A 21382-nucleotide genomic window follows, 5' to 3' on the forward strand; every position below is an offset into this window, starting at 1 on the left:
CACGACGATGATCGACTTTCTCTTCGACTATGAAACGCTGCGCGTGATCTGGTGGATCCTGCTCGGCATCCTCCTGATAGGTTTCGCCACGACCGACGGTTTCGACATGGGCGTGGGCGCGCTGCTGCCCTTCGTTGCAAGGACCGATGCCGAACGGCGTGTAGCGATCAACACAATCGGCCCGGTCTGGGAAGGCAACCAGGTGTGGTTCATCCTGGGCGGCGGCGCCATCTTCGCGGCGTGGCCGGCCCTCTACGCGCTGAGCTTTTCAGGTTTCTACCTTGCCATGTTCCTGGTGCTTCTGGCGCTGATCCTGCGCCCCGTTGCGTTCAAGTATCGCTCGAAGCGGCCCGATCCCGCCTGGCGCAGCCGCTGGGACTGGGCGCTCTTCGTCGGTGGCGCGGTGCCGGCGCTCATCTTCGGCGTCGCCCTCGGCAACACGCTGCAGGGCGTGCCGTTCCATTTCACACCGGATCTGCGCCCCATCTATGAAGGCAGCCTGTTCGGCCTGCTCAACCCGCTCGCGCTCTATTGCGGCCTCGTCTCGGTCGCCATGCTGATAACCCACGGCGCGGCCTGGCTCGCGTTCAAGGCGGAAGGCATCGTCGGGGACCGAGCGCGCGCGGTCGGCGCCAGGTCCGCTGTCATCACTTCGCTGCTCTTTGCCGGCGGTGGCGTGCTGGTCTGGCTCGGCCTGCTCGGCGGCTACCGCGTGACCTCGCCGATCGTGTGGGACGGGCCGTCCAATCCGCTGCTCAAGACGGTGTCGGCGGACAGCGGTGCCTGGCTGGCGAATTTCCATGCTCATCCGCTGCTGTGGATCGTGCCGGCGCTCGGTGTCGTCGCACCGCTGCTGGCGGCCATCGGCTTCCGGGCCCGGCGTGAAGGCTGGACCTTCCTTGCCTCGCAGTTCGGCGTTGCGATGATCATCGCGACGGTGGGGCTTGCCATGTTCCCCATCCTTCTGCCGTCGAGCAGCAATCCCAGCCATTCGCTGACCGTGTTCGATGCCTCTTCGAGCCGCGCCACGCTGCGCAACATGCTGATCGCCACGGTGATCTTCCTGCCGCTGATCCTTGCCTACACCGCGTGGGTCTACAGCGTGCTGTGGGGCAAGGTCGGCGAGAAGAGCGTCGAGAAAGCCGGCTCGTCGGCCTATTGATTCAACCGGAGTTTTGACCATGTGGTATTTTGCCTGGATCCTCGGCCTCGGACTGGCCGCCTCCGTCGGCATCCTCAATGCGCTCTGGTACGAACTGCGCACCGTCCGCGAGGAGCCCGCCGAGGACACCGTCGCCCTGCCCACGCCTTGAGCCCGCCGTGGCGGAGGAGGCATCATGAACGAGTCTAATCTCGGACCGCTGCGCGGGCCGGCGGACATGAAGCGGGCGCATGTGCGGATGCTTGCGCTCTGTCACATGCTTGAAGGCATCGCCGACGATCTGCCGTCGCGCGTCGACCGCTTCCAGTGCCTTGCCGTGGCGGCCGATCTGTTGCCGGTGCTGCGAGAGTGCCATCGCTTCGAGGAAGAGACTGTCTTCCCCGCCTTCGCGCGGCTCCAGTGCGGGGAAGACATCGTCGCGCGGCTCAAGGTGGAGCATCTGGAGGACGACTGCGCGGCGGCTGATCTCAGTGAGGTCCTGCTTGCGCATGGCCACGGGAGGCCCATCGAGAACCCCGAGGCGCTCGGCTACATGCTGCGCGCGCTGTTCGAATCCATGCGGCGCCATATCGCCTTCGAGCGCGACCATGTGCTGCCGGGGATTCTCGGGCAGCGCTGAGCGCTTCATCGCATCGCGTCTGGTTGGCGATCAGTCCCCGGAACGCGCTGCCAGGCGCGCGAGGTCGCCGACGACAATGTGACGGTTGTTGTCGATGCGAATGACGTTGTCGCCCCGCAGCCTGGTCAATTGCCGGCTCACCGTTTCGATGGTCAGGCCGAGGAAATCCGCGATTTCGGCGCGCGACAGCGGCAGGTCGAAAGCGGTGACGCGGTGTTCCGGGCCGGCGGCCGGATCTATGTTGCGCGCGATCATCAACAGGAAGCTCGCGATCTTCTCGGCGGCGGTCTTGCGGCCGAGCGCCACCATCCAGTCGCGCGCCTGGTCCAGTTCGCGCAATTTCTGTTCGAGCACCCGATGCTCGAGGTCGGGTTGCTCCTTCATCATCCGCTCCAGCGTCTGGCGCGGAAAAGAGCACAGCTCGACATTGGTCGCGGCTTCCGCGGTCAATGTGCTCTCGGCCTGGAAAGGCCTGCCCAGAAAATCGGGAGCGAATTGCAGGCCGACGATCTGCTGGCGGCCGTCGGACAGCGTCTTGGTGAGTTTCACGACACCGGAAAGAACGTTGGAGAACCGGTCGACGCTTCCGCAGTCGCTCATCAATTCCTTGCCTGTCTCCGCCCTGTGCCGTTTCGTCGACTTGGACAGGGCGACAAGCTGATCGGGGTTGAGGGCGCCGCAAATGCCGCGATGCCGCGCTTCGCATGAAACGCAGAGAACAGGAATGCCCGTCGTGTGAATGTCTTCGCGCACGATGGTCCATCTATAGTGTTACCAGCCGGCAGGGGCAACGCGTGGGGGAGGACTTTAGCGACGGCGCATATGCGCTGCCGAAAGGGCCCAGCTGCATAAATCCAGCTTATCATGATCCCCAGTTTTTGAAGACGTTACAGGGGCTTTCGCCGCCTGTAGCCTCGACGATGGTTCGTTGAAAATGCCAGGGATTTGGTGGATCGATGCAGACACATGCGCGGGTGGTGATTGTTGGCGGCGGATGCGTCGGCGCGGGTATCCTGTACGGTCTTGCCAAACGCGGCTGGACCGACGTCGCACTGCTCGAACGCACCCAGTTGACGGCCGGCTCGACCTGGCATGCGGCGGGCCTCGTCCCGTCCTACGCCCGCAACATCAATGTCGGCCGGATGATCAACAAGACCATCGAGATCTATGAGGGGCTGGAGGCCGAGACCGGGCAGCCAGTCGGATGGCACAAATGCGGCCAGCTGCGCATCGCCAATTCCAGGGACCGGCTCGACGAATACAAGAGCTATATGAGCGTCGCCGACGTTCAGGGCATGCGGGCGCATCTGCTGTCGCCGGCGGAGGCGAGGGCGCTGTGCCCGCTTCTCGACAACAAGCACATGCTCGGCGCGCTCTATCATCCAGACGACGGCCATATCGCGCCGGCCGACGTGACCCATGCCATGGCCAAGGGCGCGCGGGATCTGGGCGCCAAGATCTATCTGAACACGGAGGTCACCGGCTTCCAGCGGACCGCCGGCGGCGAATGGCGGGTCCAGACGAACAAGGGCGACATCACCTGCGAGCATGTGGTCTGCGCGACCGGCAATTACGCGCGCCAGACCGGCGCGCTGCTCGGCCTCGAGATCCCCGCCATTCCGATCCTGCACCAGTACTGGATCACCGAGCCGGTGCCGGAGGTCGTGGAGCGCAAAAAGCAGGGACGTCCCGAAATGCCGATCCTGCGCGACGAGGGTTTTGAGGGCTATCTGCGCGAGGAGGGCGACGGCTTCATGTTCGGGCCCTATGAGCGGACCGAACACCTCAAGCTGTTTGCCGAGGATGGCGTTCCCACCTGGTTCGGCGCGGACCTCGTCGAAGAGGATTTCGAGGCGGTATCATGGAACTGGGAGCAGGCAACGCAACTTGTGCCGTCACTGGGACGAGCCGGCATCAAGGCCAATGTCCGCGGCCCCTTCCAGATGACGGCGGACGAGCTTCCGCTGATGGGACCGGCCTGGGGCCTGCCCAATGTGTGGCTGGCCGAGGGCGTGCCGGGCGGCATCCTGTGGGGCGGCACGATCGGCTACTATCTGTCGGAGCGGATCGTCGAAGGCGGCAACAGCCTCGACACCTCGGATTTGGATCCTCGCCGCTTCGGCGACTACGCCAACAAGGCCTGGACGCGCGAGAAAGTCCGCGAAGCCTGGGGCACGCATGCGGAGCAGAAATATCCCGGACAGGACATGCCTGCCGCCCGGCCGCAGAAGACTGCGCCATCCTACGCGCGGCTGAGCGAGTTGGGCGCGGTCTGGGGCGTGCTCAACGGCTGGGAGATGCCCAACTGGTTCGCGCCCAAGGGCGTCGAGGCCAAGGACCAGTATAGCTGGCGCTGGACCGCCAAGGGCGTTTTCGTCGGCGAGGAAGTCCAGGCCGTGCGCAATGCCGTTGGCCTGGTCGAGATGACGCCGATGACCAAGTTCGAGGTCTCGGGAGCAAACGCGGCCGCCTGGCTCGACAGGATCCTTGCCAACCGCCTGCCAGCAGTCGGCAAGGCTGTTCTGGCGCATCACCTCACCCCCGCGGGCGGGGTGCAGGCGGAATACATGGTGGCGCGCCTCGCCGACGACGGCTTCTATCTCATCTCGACGCCGCGCGCGGAGCGCTGGAATTTCGACGACCTCTCAAAACTGCTCCCCGCCGAGGGCGGTGTCAGCTTGAAGAACGTCACCAATGAGCGCGGCTGCTTCACGGTCGTCGGGCCGAACGCGCGAGATGTGCTGCAGCCGCTGACCGAGATCGACCTGTCGAACGCCGCCTTTCCCTGGTTCGGCGTGAAGACCGGCAGCGTGGCGCTTGCCAGCGACGTGCGGCTGCTGCGCGTCAACTACGAAGGCGAGCTCGGATGGGAGCTCTATCATCCCATGGCCTACCAGCGGCAATTGCTCGACGCGATCCTGAAGCAAGGTGAGAAACACGGCATGCGGCTCGTCGGGCTGCATGCGCTGGAATCGCTGCGGCTGGAGAAATCCTACCGCGCCATGTACCGGGACATGAATCCCGAGCTCAACGCGCTGGAGAGCGGGCTCGAGCGGTTCATCCGCCTCGACAAGGGCGATTTCGTCGGCCGCGAGGCGGTGCTGAAATACAAGGATCGTAACGACCAGCGCCGGTCGGTGACGCTCAGGATAGAGACCGACGGCGCCAGCACGCTTGCCAACGAGGGCCTCTACATCGATGGCGAACTCCTCGGGCGCATCACATCGGGCGGCTATGGCTATACGCTCGGGCATGACGTGGCGCTGGCGCTGTTGCCCGAGCGCCTCGGCAAGCCCGGCACCAAGCTCGACGTGGCGATCCTGGGCGAATGGAAGGTCGCCGAGGTGATCGCGGACTCGCCCTACGATCCCAGCTCGGCCAGGGCGCGCGGCTGATCGCAAGGGCCGAGAGAAGATGCGCATCGACCGGATCAACGTCTACACGGCGCGGCTGCCCGTCAAGGGCGGCGCCTATCGCATGGCCAGCGACGACGTAAAGTCGCTGGACAGTACCCTGGTCGAGATCGTGACGGATGACGGCCTGACCGGCTGGGGCGAGACCTGCCCGATCGGACCGATCTACCAGCCGCATCACGCGCTCGGCGCCCGCGCCGCGATCGCCGAAATTGCCCCAGGCCTGATCGGCGCGGAGATTGCCTCGATCAGGCTTCTGGCGAAGCGGATGGACGAGCGCCTGAACGGGCATGGCTACGCCAAGGCCGCGTTCGACATGGCCTTTCTCGACCTCCTCGGCCAGAAGCTCGGCGTGCCCGTGTCGACGCTTCTGGGCGGCGCGCTCACGGATCGCGTACCGGCCTACTATTCGCTGATCGTCGGCCCGCCGGATGAAACGGCCAGGATCGCGGCCGACAAGGTGAAGGCAGGCTATCCGCGTCTGCAGGTCAAGATTTCGGGGCGTAATCTCGAAGAGGACGTGGCCACTGTCCACAAGGTCTGGGAGGCGGTCGGCTACAAGGCGCGCATCGCTGTGGACGGCAACAGAGGCCTGACGGCGGCCGCGGCAATCCATCTCGACAGGCTCTGCCAGGCGATCCCTTTCGTCCTAGAACAGCCCTGCAACACCATGGACGAGGTCGCGACGCTGAAGGGTCGCGTCACACATCCGGTCTATCTCGACGAGAGCACCGAGGACCAGAACGTGGTGCTGCGGGCGATCTCGCTGGGCATCGCGGATGGTTTCGGCTTCAAGGTCACCCGCCTTGGCGGCCTCACCAAGATGACGACCGTGCGCGACCTTTGCGCCATCCGCTCGCTGCCGCACAGCTGCGACGATGCCTGGGGAGGCGACATCATCGCGGCGGCCTGCGTTCATCTCGCGGCGACCGTCGAGCCGCGCCGGATGGAAGGCGCATGGATCGCCCAAGAGTATATCGACGGGCATTTCGACCCTGGCAATCCGATTGTCATCCGCGAGGGGCATATCGCCGTGCCGCAGCGGCCAGGCCTGGGCGTGAAGCCCGAGCCCGGCATGTTCGGCCAGCCGATCGCCACATACGGAGCCTGATCAGAGCAGGGGCGGTGCATATCGAGGCATCCCCCGACATCGAGGCACAAGCATTCATGGCGACCGTATACGGAGCCATGCCTGCGGCCCGGGCGTTTGATGACCCGGAACGTTTCGACGTGATTGTGGAAACGCTTTTTCGTCGCATCCGCGCCTGATGCCTGGCGCCAATGGCTGCCTCGAGCGGCAAGGCAGCCATGCGCGCCTTCGCCCGCGTGAGTGCTTGTTTGGCGGCGCGTTTCGTTGCCGGCAAAGGCGCGCCGCGCCTCAAGCCGGGCCGTTCTTGGCCGATTTTGCCAATTCCTGTTCCAGGTCCACCAGTTCCTTGCCGCCGGCCATCAGATTGAGCAGCTGATCGCGGTCGATTTCGCCCTTGGCGTAGGTGCCGGTGCTCCGACCGCGCTTCAAGAGCGTGAAGCGGTCGCCCACGACATAGGCGTGATGGACGTTGTGGGAAATGAAGATGACGCCGATGCCGCGCGCCTTGGACTGGACGATGAGCTTCAGGACCACGGATGCCTGATGGACGCCCAGCGCCGATGTCGGCTCGTCGAGGATCAGCACCTTGGCGCCGAAATAGACGGCACGCGCAATGGCCAGGCATTGCCGTTCGCCGCCCGACAGCGTGCCGACGGGCTGTTCGGGATCACGCAGCTGGATCCCCATGGCCGACATCTCGTCATGGGCGGTGCGGTTGGCGAAGTCGCTGTCGAACTGGCTGATCGGCCCGAACTTGCGCATCGGCTCGCGCCCGAGGAAGAAGTTGCGCGCCACGCTCATCAGCGGCACCAGCGCCAGGTCCTGGTAGACCGTGGCGATGCCGCTGTCGCGGGTATCGGCGGGCGAGGCGAACCGTGTCGGCTTGCCCTGGACGCGGATTTCGCCTTCGTCCGGCGTGTAGACGCCCGATAGCGTCTTGATCAGCGTCGACTTGCCGGCGCCGTTGTCGCCGAGCAGGCAATGCACCTCGCCGGGACAGACATCGAAAGACACGTCCTTGAGTGCGACGACCGAGCCGAAATATTTGCTCACCGATTTCAGTTCGACATAGGGCTCGGCCATCACCGGCTCCTCATGGCGCGGTTGCGTACATAGCTGTTGAACAGCACCGCGATGACCATCATGGCGCCCATGAACAGCTTGAACCAGTCCGTATCGATGCCGGTGTAGAAGATGCCCATCTGCACCACGCCGAAGATCAGGGCGCCGAACATGGCGCCGATGGCCGATCCATAGCCGCCGGTGAGCAGCGTGCCGCCGATGACGACGGCAATGATGGCCTCAAATTCCTTCTGCGTGCCGCGCAGCGTGTCGGCCGAGCCGGTGACCAGCACCTGGATCGCCGCGAACAGGGCTGCCGCGAGGGCGGTCATGACGAACAGCGTGATCTTGGTGCGCGCCACCGGCACGCCGAGATCGCGCGCGGCATTGGCTTCTCCGCCGGCGGCGAAGATCCAGTTGCCGAAGCGGCTGCGCGTCAGCAGCCAGGTGCAGGCCAGTGTCAGCACGATCCACCACACGATCGACACCGGAATGCCTGATATGGACGGCAGGCCGTCCGCCCGCTTGCCGATCAGGCCGATGTCGGAAAGCCAGGCGATCAGGCCGGAGAACACCTGCCCCGAGAACAGGCTGTTGAGCGGATCGTGCAACGCCAGCTCGTGCACGCCCGACACCTGGGTTCGGCCTGAGATGCCGCGCGTGAGGCCGAGCGTGAGGCCACGCAGCATGAACAGGCTTCCGAGCGTCACGATGAAGGACGGGAGGCCGGTCCTGACGACGGCGAGCCCGTTCAACGCGCCGATGCCACCGCAGACGGCAAAGGTGAACAGCAGCGAAAGCCAGATCGGCCAGCCCCAGAACACCGAAGGGATGGCGATGAGGATGCCGGCAAAGCCTATCATCGAGCCAACCGACAGGTCGAACTCGCCGGCGATCATCAGCAGGGCCACGGGTGCGGCGAGAATGCCAAGCTGGGCCGAGACTTCGAGGAAGTTGACGATGCCCTTGGCACTGAAAAGTCCCGAGCTTCCCGCCGTGACGGCGAAGAACACGAAGACCAGCACGGTGCCGGCCGCCGCGCCAAGTTCCGGCCTGCTCAACAGGCGGCTCAGGCGTGAGACCGACCGGACCCGCTCGTCGCGAATCTCTGAAACCATGACTGCTTTTGCCCTTCAGCTAGTAAAAGCGGCCGGAGCGAAGCCCCGGCCGCCAATGTCAGCGCTTGCCGAGTTTCGACAGCTCGATAACCGAGGCGGCGGTGTCCTTGGTGACGAAGCCGGGGCCGGTCGGATAGTCGGCGATCGGCATGATCTTGTACTTCTTCCAGAGGTCGAACATGGCGACCGGGATGTAGCCCATGGCATATTGCTGGGCGTCGATGCCCCATTCCATCTTGCCGGCGACGACGGCCTGCAGGATCGTGGGGGAGAGATCGAACGTGCCGGTCTTCACCTTGCCCGAGAGGCCCATTTCATCAAGGGCGGCCAGCGTTGGCTCGGCGCCGCTGGCGCCGACGGCGAGGATGAACTGTGTGTCGGCATGAGCGGTCATGTAGGCGATCACGCGGTTCTTCATTTCGGTCGGGTCGATGACGCCGTTCATCACGGGGACGTCGACCCCCAGACCCTTGGCAAAGCCGGCGCAGCGGTCGTCAAGGCTCGAATTGCCGACCTCATGGTTGGCGCAGACCGCCTTGGTGAGCCCGAGCGCCTTGATGCGCTCTCCGGCCATGACACCCGCCTGGAATTCATCCTGCCCCATGAACAGCAGGCCGCCAAGGTCATGGGTGAGCTTCGAGCCGCCGGAATCGATGACGATCACCGGGATGCCGGCGGCGACCGCGTTCTTGACCGGCGTCGAAAGGGCGGCCGCGTCGGGGATCGAGACAACCATGCCGTCGGGCTTCGAAGCCGTGATGGCGTCGATCATCTGCGCCATCTTGGCCATGTCGAAGGTTTCGGGCGCCAGGTATTCGGCCTTGACGCCCAGGGTCTTGGCGGCATCGTCCATGCCGTTCTTGACCACCGACCAGTAGGGGTCGCCGCTCTGGCCATGGGTGACGAACACCACGCGCGTCTCATCGGCGGCCGCAAGGGTCGTGGCCGCCGCCATCATCGTGAAGCCGGCCAGCAGGCCAAGCGCAGGCTTTACTAATTTCGCAAGCGAAAACATAGAACCTCCTGTTTGTTTTCCGCCGCCGCAATTACGGTCGGCGGTTCCAGTTGCCCCTTTATTCCAGTTCCATTCCTCAGCACTGGTTCCCTGGGGGCCGCACGCGGCCCCAATCATTCAATGACGGTAAATCCGGCTTCCTTCGCCATGCGCAACAGGTTCTGGAAGCCCATTGTCGCATAGGTCAGTGGGATCGCCCTGCTGGGATCCTGCTCGGCCTCGACGACCAGCCAGCCGCTGTAACCATTGTCGGCCAGCACGCGCAAAATAGTGGGATAGTCGATGGAGCCGTCGCCGGGAACGGTGAAGATCCCTTCCATGACCGCGCCCATGAAACTCATGTCCCTGGCGCGGGCACGCTCGAGCACGGCCTTGCGGGTGTCCTTGCAATGCACATGCACGACGCGTTTGACCTGCGCCTTGATCAGGGCCAGCGGGTCGCCGCCCGAAAAGATCGAATGGCCGGTGTCGTAGAGCAGGCCGACCGCTTGGCCGGTGTGGCGCATCAAGAGGGCCACTTCGGCATCGGTCTCGACGATGGTCCCCATATGGTGGTGAAAGGCCATGCGCACGCCGAAATCCGCCATCCGTTCAGCGAGTGCCGTCAGCTTGCGGCCATAGGCCGGCCATTCCTCCGCGCTGAGGACCGGGCGCTGCGAGATCGGCCCCCAGATGGCGTTGTGGCGCCCGCGCGAGGTGTCGGCATAGACAACATGAGTCGAGCCCATATCCTTCAAAAGCTGGAGATGCGGCGTGATCGCATCCATCTCCGCGCCGACGTCCTTTTCGTCGCAGCGGCCATCATACCAGCCGGAAACCACCGCAAGGCCATGGCGCTGCATGATCGGCTTCAGTTCGGACGACCGGCGCGGAAACTTGCCGCCAAGTTCGGTGCCGGAATAGCCGGCCTGCCTGGTTTCTGCCAGACACACCTCCAGCGGCGTGTCGCCGCCGAGTTCCGGCACGTCGTCATTGGTCCAGGTGATCGGATTGATGCCGATGCGAACCTTCACGGGCGAACTCCTGATTGCTTAGACTGGGCAAGGTGATGGCGGGCGAGGCCGGCCAGCAGCGTCATGTCGCGACGGGCATGCTCGGCGGTGTTGCGCACGGGCGTGCCTTCGACGATCGCCGACCAGAAGCCTTTCAATTCCTCGACGAACGCCTCCTGGTAGCCACTGCGGATGTCCGCGCTGGAAAGCGTGTGGCCGCTGCCGGTGCGAACCGTCAGCCGCGTCGGCTGGTGGTTGAGGTAGGGCGAGGGGAATTCCAGCTCGAGCGAGGCGTCGTCGAAGTAGAGCGTGATGCGCTCGCGATAGTCGGGCAGCCTCGGAATGGCGACATGCGCCATGGTCCACAGCGCCTGGCCGTCGAGCAGCCGGACAGTGCCCTGGCCGCCTTCGCCTCTGGCGAAAAGCGAGGCGCCGACAATTTCGCCATCGGCGACGCCGAGCGCATCGAGCAGCCCATGGACGGCGTTCACGTCATGGACGATCGAGGAACAATAGGCGCCGACAAAGCCGCGAAAGGCGTCGGGATGATCGATGCCGGGCACCGCGCGCTCCACCTGCTCGCGCTGCTTGGCTTCGGTCGAGGCAACCAACCCCTCCGCGACGTCGTCACCCCGGCGAGTGGAGGTGTGCCGGATGAAGGGCCAGGCGTCGGGATCGTTGACCTCGACCGAAATGTAGCGAAGCGTCCGCGCCGTGCCCGGCAGCATTTTCAGCGCCGCCTCGTAGCTCGGGTCGAAACGCTTCATGTAGCCGACCTGGAGCACCTTTCCGGCGCGATCCCTGGCGGCGATCAATTCGTCGATGTCCGCGGCGCCGTAGCAAAGCGGCTTTTCGCAGAAGACATGCAGCCCGCGGGCGAAGGCGGCGAGAGTCTGTTCGCGGTGCAGCGCGTCCGGCGAGGCGATGACCACGGCATCGAGCGGCATCGCGAGAAGCGCGTCGAGATCAGGGAATGTCTCGAGGCCGAATTCCTCGCCGACGAAGGCACGGACCTTGCGCGACGGATCGTAGACGCCAACGATCTTGAACTGCCGGTGCAACTTGAGCAGATTCGGTATGTGCTCGACCTGGGCGACGCCACCCGCCCCGATCACTCCCACTTTCATGCACTGCATCGGCCAGCCCCATCTGAATCCGAACGCTTTTTTCTTGAGCCTAGGACGCCTTTGGTTCCATTGTTAGAACCAGATTCCATTGATTTTCAGGAACCAGATGAAGACCAGTTTTCCCATCGACGGCATCGCCCTGGATCGCGACGGTCCCGTCAATCTGCACCGGCAGCTCTATGTCCAGTTGCGCGGCCTGATCGAACGGCGCGTGCTGCCGAGCGGCCATGCGCTGCCCTCGACACGGGTCATGGCACGGGATCTGAATGTGGGGCGCAACACGGTGATTGCCGCTTGCGACCAGCTCGCGCTGGAGGGCTACCTGGCCATACGGCCACGCAGGCCTTCGGTGGTCATGGACCTGCCGACCCGTTCAGCGGCAGCGGAACATGTGTCTGTCGAGGACGCCAATCCGTTATCGCTGCGCGGGCAGACGATGCTCGCCCAACCCTATCATCATGGCCGGCCGGGCATGCTCGCCTTTCATCCCGGCATGCCGGATCCGGACAATTTCCCGTTCAACACCTGGTCCAAACTGCTCAGCCGCCGCGCCAAATTCGCGCATATCGATCTTTTCGGCACCTATCACGTCAAAGGCTATCCGCCGCTTTGCGAGGCGATAGCACGCTACCTCACCGCCTCGCGCGGGGTGAAGTGCACCGCCGAGCAGATCGTGGTGACCAATGGCGCCCAGTCGGCCTTCGATCTGCTGGCCCGGTTGCTGATCGATGAGGGCGACACGGTGTGGATGGAGGAGCCGGGCTATTATGGCGCCGGTTCAGCCTTTGTCTCGGCCGGGGCGAAACTGGCGCCGCTGCGCGTCAGCAATGCAGGCTGGAACCTCGATCCGCCGCCTGTCATTCCGCGCATGATTTTCGTGACACCCTCTTGCCATCACCCGCTCGGCATAACCATGCCGATGGAACAGCGGCTCAATCTGCTGCATATGGCCGAGACCTGGCGCTCGTGGATCATCGAGGACGACTATGACGGCGAGTATCGGTTTCAGGGACAACCTATCCCGGCCCTGCAAGGCATCGGCGCGTCAAACCGGGTGGTGTATGTCGGGACCTTCGCCAAAATCCTTTTCCCGGCCATGCGCCTCGGCTTCATGGTGGCGCCCAAGGCGATCGATCACACGATCGTCTCGGCGCTGAGCGTCAGCGGCCAGTTCGCCCCGTTGCTGACCCAGGCCGCGCTCGCGGATTTCATGAATGAGGGGCATTTCACCCGCCATCTCAGGCGCATGCGGCGTCTCTACGCGGAGAGGCGGCAGTTCTTCCTGGAAAGCGCGCAAAGGCATCTCGGGGAATGGCTGGATTTCCACACGACCGAATCCGGCATCCAGGTCGTCGGGATTTTCCGCGGCAGATGCAGCGACAGGGCCGTTGCCGAGGCGGCCCTCCAGCAAGGCATCAACGTCTCGGCGTTGTCGATCCAGTACCGCCATGGCACGGAGCAGAACGGTCTTGTCATGGGCTTCGCGGCGGCCGATGCGCAGACGACCGAAAAGACGATGCAGAAGTTTCGCACCGCGCTGCAAAGCCATTTTTCGCGAATGAACGATCTCGGCTGAAAACCGGGATCGTTCGTTGTTTCGAAGACAGCGGCTCCTACGCCGCCTGCAATTCCCGTCGCGGCAGCGGCGGAAAGGCTATCGCTATGCCCGCCGCTCCGAGCCCGATCAGGGCCGAGCCGATGAAAAGCCAGTGATAGCTGGCGTAGGCGTCGAATATCATGCCGCCGGCGAGCGGTCCCAAGGCCATGCCGAGGCTGGACAGCATGGTGGCGGCGCCGAACACGGTGCCGAGGATACGCTGGCCGAAATATTCGCGCGCCAGCACGGCATAGAGCGGCATGACGCCGCCATAGGTGGCGCCGAAGATGACGGCCAGCATATAGAACTGGTCGAGCTGGCTGACCGTTAGATAGGCGGCGATGACGATTGCCTGGATCGCGAGGCCGGCGACCAGCACCGGCTTGACGCCCATCCGGTCGGCCAGCACGCCGTAGAGAAGCCTGCCGCCCAGGCCGGCGAGACCCTCGACACTGTAGATCGTGACCGCCGCCATGGGCGCGACGCCGCACAGCATGGCATAGCTCACCATATGGAAGATCGGGCCGGAATGGGCCGCGCAGCAGGCGAAAAAGGTCAGCCCGAGCACGATGAACTGCGGCGAGCGCAGCGCCTGGCCGACGCTCATGCCCGCACCCTCGGCGACCGGCGCGGAAGCCGCGTCGGCAATAGCGGGCTTGGGCGGCTGGCGCACCAACAGCACCGCCGGCAGCAACAGCACCCAGGCCATGATGCCGATATCGAACATGGCGGCGCGCCACTCATAGGCCGAGATGAGCCAGCGGGCGAAGGGCGAGATCGTCATCGGGGCGACGCCCATGCCGGCGGAGACCAGCGAAACCGCGAGGCCGCGGTGGGTGTCGAACCAGCCCGTGGTCAGCGCGATCATCGGCGCGAAGAAAGCGCTGGCGGCAAGTCCGACGAGGACGCCATAGGTGATCTGGAAGGTCAGGAGCGAGCCGGCGCGGCTGGCCAGTACCAGCGCCAGCCCGAGCAGCACGGCACCGATCGACACGACGAGACGGGCGCCGAAGCGGTCCGAAAGGGCACCCCAGGCGAAGCCGCCAAGGCCCATCACCAGGAAGTTGAGCGTCATGGCGCTTGATATGCCGGCGCGCGACCACTGCGTGTCGAGCGCCATCGGCTCAAGAAAGATCGCCAGCGAAAACATCGTGCCGATGGCGACACAGGACATCAGCGCGCCTGCCGCGACGATGACCCAACGATAGGAAAGGTTCATGCAAATCTCCCATGCCAGAGCGCAGCGCCGAGCGCTGCTTGCGTCCGAAGGACGCTTCCGTCGAGGCCGATCCTACAATCTGGTTGCATTTTTTATCCAGTTTGGAATGGCGCTGTTTTCCAGCTGCCCCCGCGCCTTGCGGGCGCTGTCAGATCGGCAGTTCCAGCGTGTATTTGATCGTCTGGCTGGGGACGTCGGTCTTGACGTTCTGGACGCCCTTGATGCGGCTCAGATGCTCCGACTGGAAGCGGCGGTAGTCGTCGATGCTAGCCGCCACGATGCGCACCATGGCGTCGCAGTCACCCAGCATCAGGTAGCATTCCATGACCTGGGGCAGCTTGGCCACTTCGGTGGCGAAATGCTCGATCGTGTCCTCGTCCTGTGCCTTCAGCCAGATGCGGGTGAAGAAGGTGAGGCCCTTGCCGATGCTGGCCGGGTTGAGCACGGCGACATAGCGGTCGATGACGCCGGCTTCCTCCAGCAGCTTGACGCGCCTCAGGCAAGGCGAGGGCGACAGGCCGACCTCGTTGGCCAGATCGTTGTTGGCCATGCGGCCGTCGCGCTGCAGCGCGCGCAGGATGCGTTTGTCGATGTCATCCAGCTTCATGGCTCACAATTCCATTTTATTGGCCACGCGTGACATCAGATGCCAAAATTGAACGACATACAACAATCTTCGCAACCAAATTGCGGAGAAATGTGGGTACATTTGCCGCCGGTATCATGAGAGTTCGAACCCAGGGAAGCGGCGGCCGCGAGGCCGGCCGATGGCAAGCCATGAGCATTTCACAGGCAGTCGAAGCGGCGGGCGATGGTTCGGGGTCAGAGTTCCGCCGCGGCGTGGCATCCTGCGCGCCGGTGCTGTTCGGCACCATTCCCTATGCGCTGGTGCTTGGCGCCCAAGCGACCCAGAGAGGACTGAGCCCGGTCGAATTGTCCATGATGACCGGGCTGAATTTCGCCGGCGGCTCGGAATTCGCGGCGATCCAGTTGTGGACGTCACCGCCGCATATCCTTCTCATCGTCGCCATCACCTTCCTGGTCAACAGCCGGCATCTGCTGATGGGGGCGGCGCTCGCGCCGTTCCTGCGCGACCTGCCGCGGGGCAAGGTGTTTCCGGCGCTGTTCTTCCTGTGCGACGAAAGCTGGGCGCTGGGCCTGGCCGACGCCAAACGGCGTGCCGCGGCGGGCATCACTCCGGCCTTCAGCCCCCGCTACTACATGGGCGCGGCCCTGGCGATGTATCTGACCTGGGTGGCCTTCACCACGCTGGGCGCCTTGCTCGGCCCGATGCTCGGCCATGTCGAGACCTATGGTTTCGACATGGCGTTTCCGGCCGTCTTCCTGGTGCTGATGCGCGGCATGTGGAAAAACGTGGCGGCGGCGCGGCCCTGGCTGGTCAGCCTCGTCGTCGCAGCCCTTGCCTATCTCCTCGTTCCCGGCGCCTGGTATGTCGCGGCGGGCGCGGTGTCGGGGCTGCTTGCTGCCTGGTTGATGGCAGGTGACGCATGATCGGCATGGCAACCCTGCTCACCATCGTGCTGATGGCCGGCGTCACCTATCTCACGCGGATCGGCGGCTATGTCGTGCTGCGCAACCGCGTGCTCAGCGCGCGCGCCACGGTGGTGATGGAAGCGGCACCGGGCTGCGTGCTGATCTCGGTCATCGCGCCTGCCTTCGTGTCGCGGAACCCGGCCGACCTTCTGGCGCTGGCGATCATCTTCGTCGCCGCGACGCGGTTGTCCATGCTGCCGACCGTGTTGACCGGGGTCGCTTCGGCGGGTCTGCTGAGGCATTTGATAGGCTAGCCCCGGCAAACTCCGCCATGGCGCCTGCGTCTACTGGACCGTGGACGTGATGCGCCGACCCTTGGTGTCGAACAGATGCAATTGGGTCAGGTCCGGCGCCAGGAAAACCTGCTGGCCAGGCATCACGGGAATCCGCTCGCGCAACAGCGCGCTCAGCGTGTTGTTGCCGGCCCTGGCCATGACCAGCGTTTCAGAGCCGGTCGGCTCGACCACTTCGACCACGGCCGGCACGCCGCTATCGGCGAGCCTGAGATGTTCAGGGCGGATGCCCCAGGCTGAAGCGCTTTCGCCCTGTTCCAGCGCCGGCAAGGGAAACACGGTGCCGTCGCCGGCCGTGAAGCCGTCCGCCGTCGTGCGGCCCTGCAGGATGTTCATCGACGGCGAGCCGATGAACTGGGCAACGAACAGATTGGCTGGCCGGTCATAGAGATCGAGCGGGGCGCCGACCTGTTCGACGATGCCGCCATTCATGACGACGATCTTGTCGGCCATGGTCATGGCTTCGACCTGGTCGTGGGTGACATAGACGATGGTGGTTCCCAGGCGCTGGTGCAGCGCCTTGATTTCGGTGCGCATCTGCACACGCAGCTTGGCGTCGAGGTTGGAGAGCGGCTCGTCGAACAGGAAGACCTTGGGATCGCGCACGATGGCGCGGCCCATGGCGACACGCTGGCGCTGGCCGCCGGAGAGCTGGCGCGGGTAGCGGTCCAGCAGATCCTGCAGCCCGAGGATCGTCGCGGCGCGCGCGATCTTGGCGTCGGTCTCGCTCTTGTCGGTCTTCTTCAGGGTCAGCGCGAAAGCCATGTTCTCGCGCACCGTCATATGTGGATAGAGCGCGTAGTTCTGGAACACCATGGCGATGTCGCGCGATTTCGGCGCGACGTCGTTGATGATTTTGCCGTCGAGCGCGATTTCGCCGGCGCTGATGTCTTCCAGCCCGGCGATCATCCTGAGCAAGGTCGACTTGCCGCAGCCGGACGGGCCGACCAGGATGACGAATTCGCCCGACGCGATATCAACCGACACGCCGTGGATGACCCGCGCCTTGCCATAGGCCTTCTCGACATCGGATATGGTGACCGCACTCATTTGTCGTTCCTCAGAAAGAGACCTTGTCGCCGCCCTTGAGCTGCAAGATCTGCCGCGCCTCGTCGGGGGTGGCGACCGAGGCGCCGAGACCCTCGATGATCTGGCGCACCTTCATCACCTGCTCGGCGTTGGATTTCGCCAGTTGGCCCTTGCCGATCCACAGCGAGTCCTCCAGCCCGACACGCACATTGCCGCCGAGCGCAATCGCCTGGGTGGCGATCGGCAACTGACTGCGGCCAGCGCCCAGCACCGACCATCGGTAGTCCTGTCCGAACAGGCGGTCGGCGGTGCGCTTCATATGCGCGACATCCTCCGGATGCGTGCCGATGCCGCCCAATATGCCGAACACGCTCTGGACGAAGAACGGCGCCTTGACCAGGCCGCGCTCGACGAAATGGGCCAGCGTGTAGAGATGGCCGATGTCATAACATTCGATCTCGAAACGCGTGCCGTTTTCCGCGCAGGTGCGCAGGATGTGTTCGATGTCGCCAAAGGTGTTGCGGAAGATGCGGTCGCGCGAGCCTTCGAGATAGGGCCGTTCCCAGTCGTGCTCGAAGGTCTTGAAGCGTTCGAGCATGGGATAGAGGCCGAAATTCATCGAGCCCATGTTGAGCGAGGCAACCTCCGGCGCGAAGGTCGCCGCCGGCTTGACCCGCTCCTCGACGCTCATCGTCGCCGCGCCGCCGGTGGTGATGTTGACCACGCAGTCGGAGCGCTGCTTGATCACTTTCAGGAAGGGCGCGAAGGCCTCGGTCGACTGGTCGGGCCGGCCATCGGCGGGATTGCGCGCATGCAGATGAACGATGGCCGCACCGGCCTCGGCCGCGCCGATCGCGGCGTCGGCGATCTCCTGTGCGCTGACCGGCAGATGCGGCGACATGGACGGCGTGTGGATCGACCCGGTGACCGCGCAGGTGATGATGATCTTGTTCTGGTTCGCCACTTGAAAGGATCCTCGCTTGTTTGCCCGCGCCTATTTCACCGCGCCCTGGGTGATGCCGGAAATGAACTGCTTCGACAGCACGATATAGAGCAGTGTGATCGGCAGCGCCGCCAGTGTCAGCCCGGTGAACAGCACGCCCCAGTCGGTGGTGAACTCGCCGACGAAGACGGTGAGGCCCTGTGGTAGCGTCTTGAGATTGTCGGAGGTGATCAGCACCAGCGGGAAGAAGAAGTCGTTCCAGATCGGAACCGCGTTCTGGATCGCGACGATGACCAGTGCCGGGCGCGCCAGCGGCAGCATGATGGAGCGCATGATGCGGAATTCGCTGGCGCCGTCCATGCGAGCGGACTCCTCCAGCTCGCGCGGCAAGGTCCTGAGGAAGCCGGTCATGATGAACACCGCCGAGGGAATGCCCATGGCGACATAGACCAGCACCAGGCCGGCATAGCTGTCGACCAGGCCAAGCGAATCCAGCTGGATGAACAGTGGAATGATCGCCAGCTTCAGCGGCACGGTCATGCCGCTCAGGAAAAACATCAGCACCAGCGCGCTCAGCCGGAACTGGTAGCGGGCGATCGCGTAAGCCGCCATCGTGCTGAACAGAAGGATCAGCACCACCGCGGCCGCGGTGATGCCCACCGAATTGGCGAGGTAGCGCACGAAATTGGTTTCGCTCCACACACGTTCGGCATTGGCCAGCGAAAAATGCGCCGGCAGGGCGAAGGGGGAGCTGAAGATCTCGGCATTGGTCTTGAAGGACGACATCACCATGACGAACAGCGGATAGATCATGATGACGGCGTTGATCGCCAGCATCAGCTGGATGGCGCCGTTCTTCAACAGCTCGCCTGTTTCCCTGGTGCCGACCGCTGTGCTCACAGTTCGATCTCACGACGGCGCAGGTAGCGAAGCGCGATTGCGGTGACGCCGGCAACGATAATGAACATCATCACGGCCAGCGCGCTGCCCTGGCCGAAATCCTGGATGCCTGTCGTCGTCGAGCCGAAGGCGGTGCGGTAGAAATAGAGGCCGAGCACGTCCGTCGCGCCGCCGGGCGAACCGGTGAGGCCGGCCATGACATAGGGGATCTCGAACCAGTTGAAGCTGCCGATGAAGGTCAGGATGGTGACGATGGTGACGCTGGGCGCGATCAGCGGCCAGATGATGCGGGTCATCAGCACATAGTCGCCGGCGCCGTCGAGGCGGGCGGCCTCGATCACTTCCTTGCTGATGCGCTGCATGCCGGCGAGCAGCACCAGTGTCGGGAAGCCGAGCCAGTGCCAGATGTTGGCGAACAGGACGCTGCCCAGCGCCGTCGATTCATTGCCAAGCCAGGGGACGGCGCCGATGCCGACAAGCGCCAGCGTCTGGTTCACCAGGCCGAACAGCGGATGCAGGAACAGCTTCCACAGGAAGCCGACGATGACCGCCGAAAGCACGACCGGAAGAAAGACGATGACCTGGTGGATGCGGTGACCGGGCAGGGCTTTCAACAGCGAATAGGCGAGCAGGAAGGCGGTGCCGTTCTCGAACACCATCAGCGCCACGAAAGCGATGATGTTGTGCTTCAGCGCATTGTAGGTCCAGCCGCTATAAGGCTGTTCAAACAGCACCTTGCGGAAGTTTTCAAAGCCGATGAATCCGGTCGGTTGCAAGCCGTTGAACTCGTAGAAGGCAAGGCGGAAGGCCGAGAGCAGCGGCCACAGCACGAACAGCACCATGACCACCAGGGCCGGTGTCAGCAGGGACGCGATCCAGAGTGACCGGCGCCACGGAAAGGCTTTTGTGGTGTGGCGCCGGCCGATGTTCATGTCACTTGCCCTGGAAAGGCTTGTACCATTTGGCGAGACCGTCGGTCAGGTCGGCGGCCAACTGGTCAGGGGTGATCGAACCCGACATCATCTTGGTGATGTCGCCCTGCAGCAGTTCCGATCCCGTCGGCTTCTCGAAACGGAAGTAGACGACATTGATATGCGGCATGGCGGTTTCGTTCAACTTGGCGACGTGGGCGAGCAGCTCGTCCTTGATGACGACGCCCTTGATGGGCGAGATGTTGCCGAGAAGGGCGGAGAACTTGTCGCCGAACTCCTTGGTGCCCATCCAGTTGACCAGCTTGAGCGCCGCCCCCTTGTTGGCTGACTTGGCGTTGACCGCATAGCCGCCGTCGAAGAACTTGGTCACCTGCGGTGTATCGCCGGCCTTGGCCATGGGCGGGGCGACGAAGTCCATGTTGATGGCCGGGTTCTGGCTCCTGTAGGTGGCGATGTCGAAGCTGCCGCCGGCCAGCATCGCCGCCTTGCCGCTGATGAACAGCTGGCCCGCGGTGTCGTAGTCGATGCCTTCGAAACCGGGAGGCATGTAGTCGCGCAGTTCGAGCAGCTTGCCGAGCGCCGCGACATAGCGCGGGTCCTTGAAGGTGGTCTTGCCCGACGTCAGGTCGCTGACGAAATCCTGGCCGAGGAACGGGTTGGTGAAGATGGCCACGAACATCTCGTTGAACCAGCTGGTGCCCATGCCGTTGGCGAGGGGATAAATACCCTTGTCCTTCAGCGCCTTGCTGACGGTGATGAACTCGTCCCATGTGGTCGGCGGCGTCAACCCGGCCTTGGCAAAGACGTTCTTGTTGATGAACAGGCCGAGCGTCTGCGAAGCGAAGGGCAGGGAATAGACCTTCTTGTCGGCGCGGTAGGTGCCGGCCACCAGCGCATCGGCGGGCTGGTTGGCGAGCGAGGGGACGGTGGTGAGATCCTGCGGCTCGAAATAGCCTGATTTAACGAACTGCTCCAGCCAGCCGTAAGCATGGGTGTGGATGACGTCGCCGCCCTTGCCGGCGGCCAGCGCCGTCGAGACGATGGTCGGGTAGTTCTCATCCGGGAACGACTCGAACTTCACATGGATGTCCGGGTTCTCCTTGGTGAAATCGGCGAAAAGTTCGTTGTAGGCGGCCTTGTCTTCCTGGCGCCAGGTCCAGAACGAGATGTCGGTTGCATGCGCCACGCCGGCTGCCAATCCCCATGCGAAAGACGCGGCCGCGAGGGCCAGACCCATCCTTCTCCTGCTCATGTTGCAATCTCCCAATGCGCTTGATGCGCTTTTTACGACGATTATCAAATCATAGTTCTTGCCGT

Annotated in this window: 22 protein-coding genes; 9 read left to right on the plus strand and 13 right to left on the minus strand. The window is 64.0% G+C overall.

Annotated elements, in window-relative coordinates:
- Positions 1-7 precede the first annotated feature (7 nt).
- Genes cydB through EB815_RS12390 form a run of 3 tightly spaced genes read left to right on the plus strand, consistent with a single transcriptional unit; the run spans position 8 to position 1781 of the window.
- Positions 8-1162, plus strand: coding sequence for a cytochrome d ubiquinol oxidase subunit II (gene cydB / locus EB815_RS12380; protein ID WP_056578547.1), 1155 nt, complete (start codon positions 8-10; stop codon positions 1160-1162).
- 19 nt (positions 1163-1181) lie between these two features.
- Entirely contained in the window at positions 1182-1313 is a 132-nt protein-coding gene (gene cydX / locus EB815_RS12385) for a cytochrome bd-I oxidase subunit CydX (RefSeq protein ID WP_065005662.1), read from the plus strand.
- A gap of 24 nt (positions 1314-1337) precedes the next feature.
- Positions 1338-1781 carry a hemerythrin domain-containing protein gene (locus tag EB815_RS12390; RefSeq protein ID WP_244494154.1) on the plus strand — a complete coding sequence of 148 codons (444 nt, stop codon included), beginning with the start codon at positions 1338-1340 and terminating at the stop codon, positions 1779-1781.
- A 30-nt stretch (positions 1782-1811) separates the two neighbouring features.
- Here EB815_RS12390 and EB815_RS12395 read toward each other — a convergent pair whose 3' ends face one another.
- Positions 1812-2534, minus strand: a complete 723-nt coding sequence (locus tag EB815_RS12395; protein WP_320412016.1) for a Crp/Fnr family transcriptional regulator — start codon at positions 2532-2534, stop codon at positions 1812-1814.
- A 203-nt stretch (positions 2535-2737) separates the two neighbouring features.
- Here EB815_RS12395 and EB815_RS12400 point away from each other — a divergent pair, with 203 nt between their 5' ends.
- The 3 genes from EB815_RS12400 to EB815_RS12410 are packed head-to-tail and all read left to right on the plus strand — an operon-like array spanning position 2738 to position 6463.
- Positions 2738-5176 (plus strand): GcvT family protein, encoded by a 2439-nt coding sequence (locus EB815_RS12400; protein ID WP_056578542.1) that lies wholly within the window; start codon positions 2738-2740, stop codon positions 5174-5176.
- Positions 5177-5195: 19 nt separating this feature from the next.
- Positions 5196-6305 (plus strand): mandelate racemase/muconate lactonizing enzyme family protein, encoded by a 1110-nt coding sequence (locus tag EB815_RS12405; protein ID WP_056578540.1) that lies wholly within the window; start codon positions 5196-5198, stop codon positions 6303-6305.
- A gap of 14 nt (positions 6306-6319) precedes the next feature.
- Entirely contained in the window at positions 6320-6463 is a 144-nt protein-coding gene (locus EB815_RS12410) for a hypothetical protein (protein WP_196772395.1), read from the plus strand.
- A 109-nt stretch (positions 6464-6572) separates the two neighbouring features.
- On the opposite strand, the gene EB815_RS12415 is transcribed toward EB815_RS12410, so the two are convergent.
- The 5 genes from EB815_RS12415 to EB815_RS12435 all read right to left on the minus strand — a co-directional run bounded on the left by EB815_RS12415 (position 6573) and on the right by EB815_RS12435 (position 11598).
- Positions 6573-7367, minus strand: coding sequence for an ATP-binding cassette domain-containing protein (locus EB815_RS12415; RefSeq protein WP_056578537.1), 795 nt, complete (start codon positions 7365-7367; stop codon positions 6573-6575).
- The gene (locus tag EB815_RS12420; RefSeq protein ID WP_065005663.1) at positions 7367-8464 is read right to left on the minus strand and encodes an ABC transporter permease; all 1098 of its coding nucleotides are present in this window, start codon (positions 8462-8464) and stop codon (positions 7367-7369) included. Before EB815_RS12420 ends, EB815_RS12415 begins: the two co-directional genes overlap by 1 nt.
- Positions 8465-8522: 58 nt before the next feature.
- Positions 8523-9479, minus strand: coding sequence for a sugar ABC transporter substrate-binding protein (locus EB815_RS12425; protein WP_056578532.1), 957 nt, complete (start codon positions 9477-9479; stop codon positions 8523-8525).
- Between the two features lie 113 nt (positions 9480-9592).
- Positions 9593-10492: a myo-inosose-2 dehydratase gene (gene iolE / locus EB815_RS12430; RefSeq protein ID WP_056578529.1), complete on the minus strand. Its 900-nt coding sequence runs from the start codon at positions 10490-10492 to the stop codon at positions 9593-9595.
- A complete protein-coding gene (locus tag EB815_RS12435; protein WP_244494153.1) occupies positions 10489-11598 on the minus strand; it encodes a Gfo/Idh/MocA family protein in 1110 nt (369 codons plus the stop codon). Before EB815_RS12435 ends, iolE begins: the two co-directional genes overlap by 4 nt.
- Before the next feature lie 106 nt (positions 11599-11704).
- Between EB815_RS12435 and EB815_RS12440 the strand changes: the two genes are divergently transcribed.
- Positions 11705-13174, plus strand: coding sequence for a PLP-dependent aminotransferase family protein (locus EB815_RS12440; protein ID WP_056578524.1), 1470 nt, complete (start codon positions 11705-11707; stop codon positions 13172-13174).
- A gap of 37 nt (positions 13175-13211) precedes the next feature.
- Here EB815_RS12440 and EB815_RS12445 read toward each other — a convergent pair whose 3' ends face one another.
- Both EB815_RS12445 and EB815_RS12450 read right to left on the minus strand, forming a co-directional pair.
- Complete coding sequence (locus tag EB815_RS12445) at positions 13212-14414, minus strand: MFS transporter (protein ID WP_056578521.1); 1203 nt, start codon at positions 14412-14414, stop codon at positions 13212-13214.
- 148 nt (positions 14415-14562) lie between these two features.
- Entirely contained in the window at positions 14563-15021 is a 459-nt protein-coding gene (locus EB815_RS12450; protein WP_056578518.1) for an Lrp/AsnC family transcriptional regulator, read from the minus strand.
- Between the two features lie 170 nt (positions 15022-15191).
- Here EB815_RS12450 and EB815_RS12455 point away from each other — a divergent pair, with 170 nt between their 5' ends.
- Positions 15192-15926, plus strand: coding sequence for an AzlC family ABC transporter permease (locus tag EB815_RS12455; protein WP_056578515.1), 735 nt, complete (start codon positions 15192-15194; stop codon positions 15924-15926).
- Entirely contained in the window at positions 15923-16222 is a 300-nt protein-coding gene (locus EB815_RS12460; RefSeq protein ID WP_056578513.1) for an AzlD family protein, read from the plus strand. The genes EB815_RS12455 and EB815_RS12460 overlap by 4 nt, the downstream gene beginning before the upstream one ends.
- A gap of 30 nt (positions 16223-16252) precedes the next feature.
- Here the strand turns inward: EB815_RS12460 and EB815_RS12465 are convergent, their stop codons facing one another.
- The 5 genes from EB815_RS12465 to EB815_RS12485 are packed head-to-tail and all read right to left on the minus strand — an operon-like array spanning position 16253 to position 21317.
- Positions 16253-17311, minus strand: coding sequence for an ABC transporter ATP-binding protein (locus EB815_RS12465; RefSeq protein ID WP_056578511.1), 1059 nt, complete (start codon positions 17309-17311; stop codon positions 16253-16255).
- 10 nt (positions 17312-17321) lie between these two features.
- Positions 17322-18254 carry a 3-keto-5-aminohexanoate cleavage protein gene (locus EB815_RS12470; protein WP_056578508.1) on the minus strand — a complete coding sequence of 311 codons (933 nt, stop codon included), beginning with the start codon at positions 18252-18254 and terminating at the stop codon, positions 17322-17324.
- Positions 18255-18284: 30 nt separating this feature from the next.
- Positions 18285-19133, minus strand: a complete 849-nt coding sequence (locus EB815_RS12475; protein ID WP_056578505.1) for a carbohydrate ABC transporter permease — start codon at positions 19131-19133, stop codon at positions 18285-18287.
- Positions 19130-20065 carry a carbohydrate ABC transporter permease gene (locus EB815_RS12480; RefSeq protein ID WP_056578502.1) on the minus strand — a complete coding sequence of 312 codons (936 nt, stop codon included), beginning with the start codon at positions 20063-20065 and terminating at the stop codon, positions 19130-19132. The genes EB815_RS12475 and EB815_RS12480 overlap by 4 nt, the downstream gene beginning before the upstream one ends.
- 1 nt (position 20066) lies before the next feature.
- Positions 20067-21317: an extracellular solute-binding protein gene (locus tag EB815_RS12485; protein WP_056578498.1), complete on the minus strand. Its 1251-nt coding sequence runs from the start codon at positions 21315-21317 to the stop codon at positions 20067-20069.
- Positions 21318-21382 lie beyond the last annotated feature (65 nt).

The organism is Mesorhizobium loti, from assembly GCF_013170705.1.
GTDB classification, from domain to species: Bacteria; Pseudomonadota; Alphaproteobacteria; order Rhizobiales; family Rhizobiaceae; genus Mesorhizobium; species Mesorhizobium loti_D.

Bases quoted from the DNA above. Each gene is read 5' to 3' on its own strand.
- EB815_RS12465 (WP_056578511.1), bottom strand. From the start codon at position 17,311: ATGAGTGCGGTCACCATATCCGATGTCGAGAAGGCCTATGGCAAGGCG.
- EB815_RS12445 (WP_056578521.1), bottom strand. From the start codon at position 14,414: ATGAACCTTTCCTATCGTTGGGTCATCGTCGCGGCAGGCGCGCTGATG.
- EB815_RS12405 (WP_056578540.1), top strand. From the start codon at position 5,196: ATGCGCATCGACCGGATCAACGTCTACACGGCGCGGCTGCCCGTCAAG.
- EB815_RS12450 (WP_056578518.1), bottom strand. From the start codon at position 15,021: ATGAAGCTGGATGACATCGACAAACGCATCCTGCGCGCGCTGCAGCGC.
- EB815_RS12440 (WP_056578524.1), top strand. From the start codon at position 11,705: ATGAAGACCAGTTTTCCCATCGACGGCATCGCCCTGGATCGCGACGGT.
- EB815_RS12435 (WP_244494153.1), bottom strand. From the start codon at position 11,598: ATGAAAGTGGGAGTGATCGGGGCGGGTGGCGTCGCCCAGGTCGAGCAC.
- cydB (WP_056578547.1), top strand. From the start codon at position 8: ATGATCGACTTTCTCTTCGACTATGAAACGCTGCGCGTGATCTGGTGG.
- EB815_RS12425 (WP_056578532.1), bottom strand. From the start codon at position 9,479: ATGTTTTCGCTTGCGAAATTAGTAAAGCCTGCGCTTGGCCTGCTGGCC.
- EB815_RS12480 (WP_056578502.1), bottom strand. From the start codon at position 20,065: ATGAACATCGGCCGGCGCCACACCACAAAAGCCTTTCCGTGGCGCCGG.
- EB815_RS12455 (WP_056578515.1), top strand. From the start codon at position 15,192: ATGAGCATTTCACAGGCAGTCGAAGCGGCGGGCGATGGTTCGGGGTCA.
- EB815_RS12460 (WP_056578513.1), top strand. From the start codon at position 15,923: ATGATCGGCATGGCAACCCTGCTCACCATCGTGCTGATGGCCGGCGTC.
- EB815_RS12420 (WP_065005663.1), bottom strand. From the start codon at position 8,464: ATGGTTTCAGAGATTCGCGACGAGCGGGTCCGGTCGGTCTCACGCCTG.
- EB815_RS12415 (WP_056578537.1), bottom strand. From the start codon at position 7,367: ATGGCCGAGCCCTATGTCGAACTGAAATCGGTGAGCAAATATTTCGGC.
- EB815_RS12400 (WP_056578542.1), top strand. From the start codon at position 2,738: ATGCAGACACATGCGCGGGTGGTGATTGTTGGCGGCGGATGCGTCGGC.
- EB815_RS12390 (WP_244494154.1), top strand. From the start codon at position 1,338: ATGAACGAGTCTAATCTCGGACCGCTGCGCGGGCCGGCGGACATGAAG.
- EB815_RS12485 (WP_056578498.1), bottom strand. From the start codon at position 21,317: ATGAGCAGGAGAAGGATGGGTCTGGCCCTCGCGGCCGCGTCTTTCGCA.
- cydX (WP_065005662.1), top strand. From the start codon at position 1,182: ATGTGGTATTTTGCCTGGATCCTCGGCCTCGGACTGGCCGCCTCCGTC.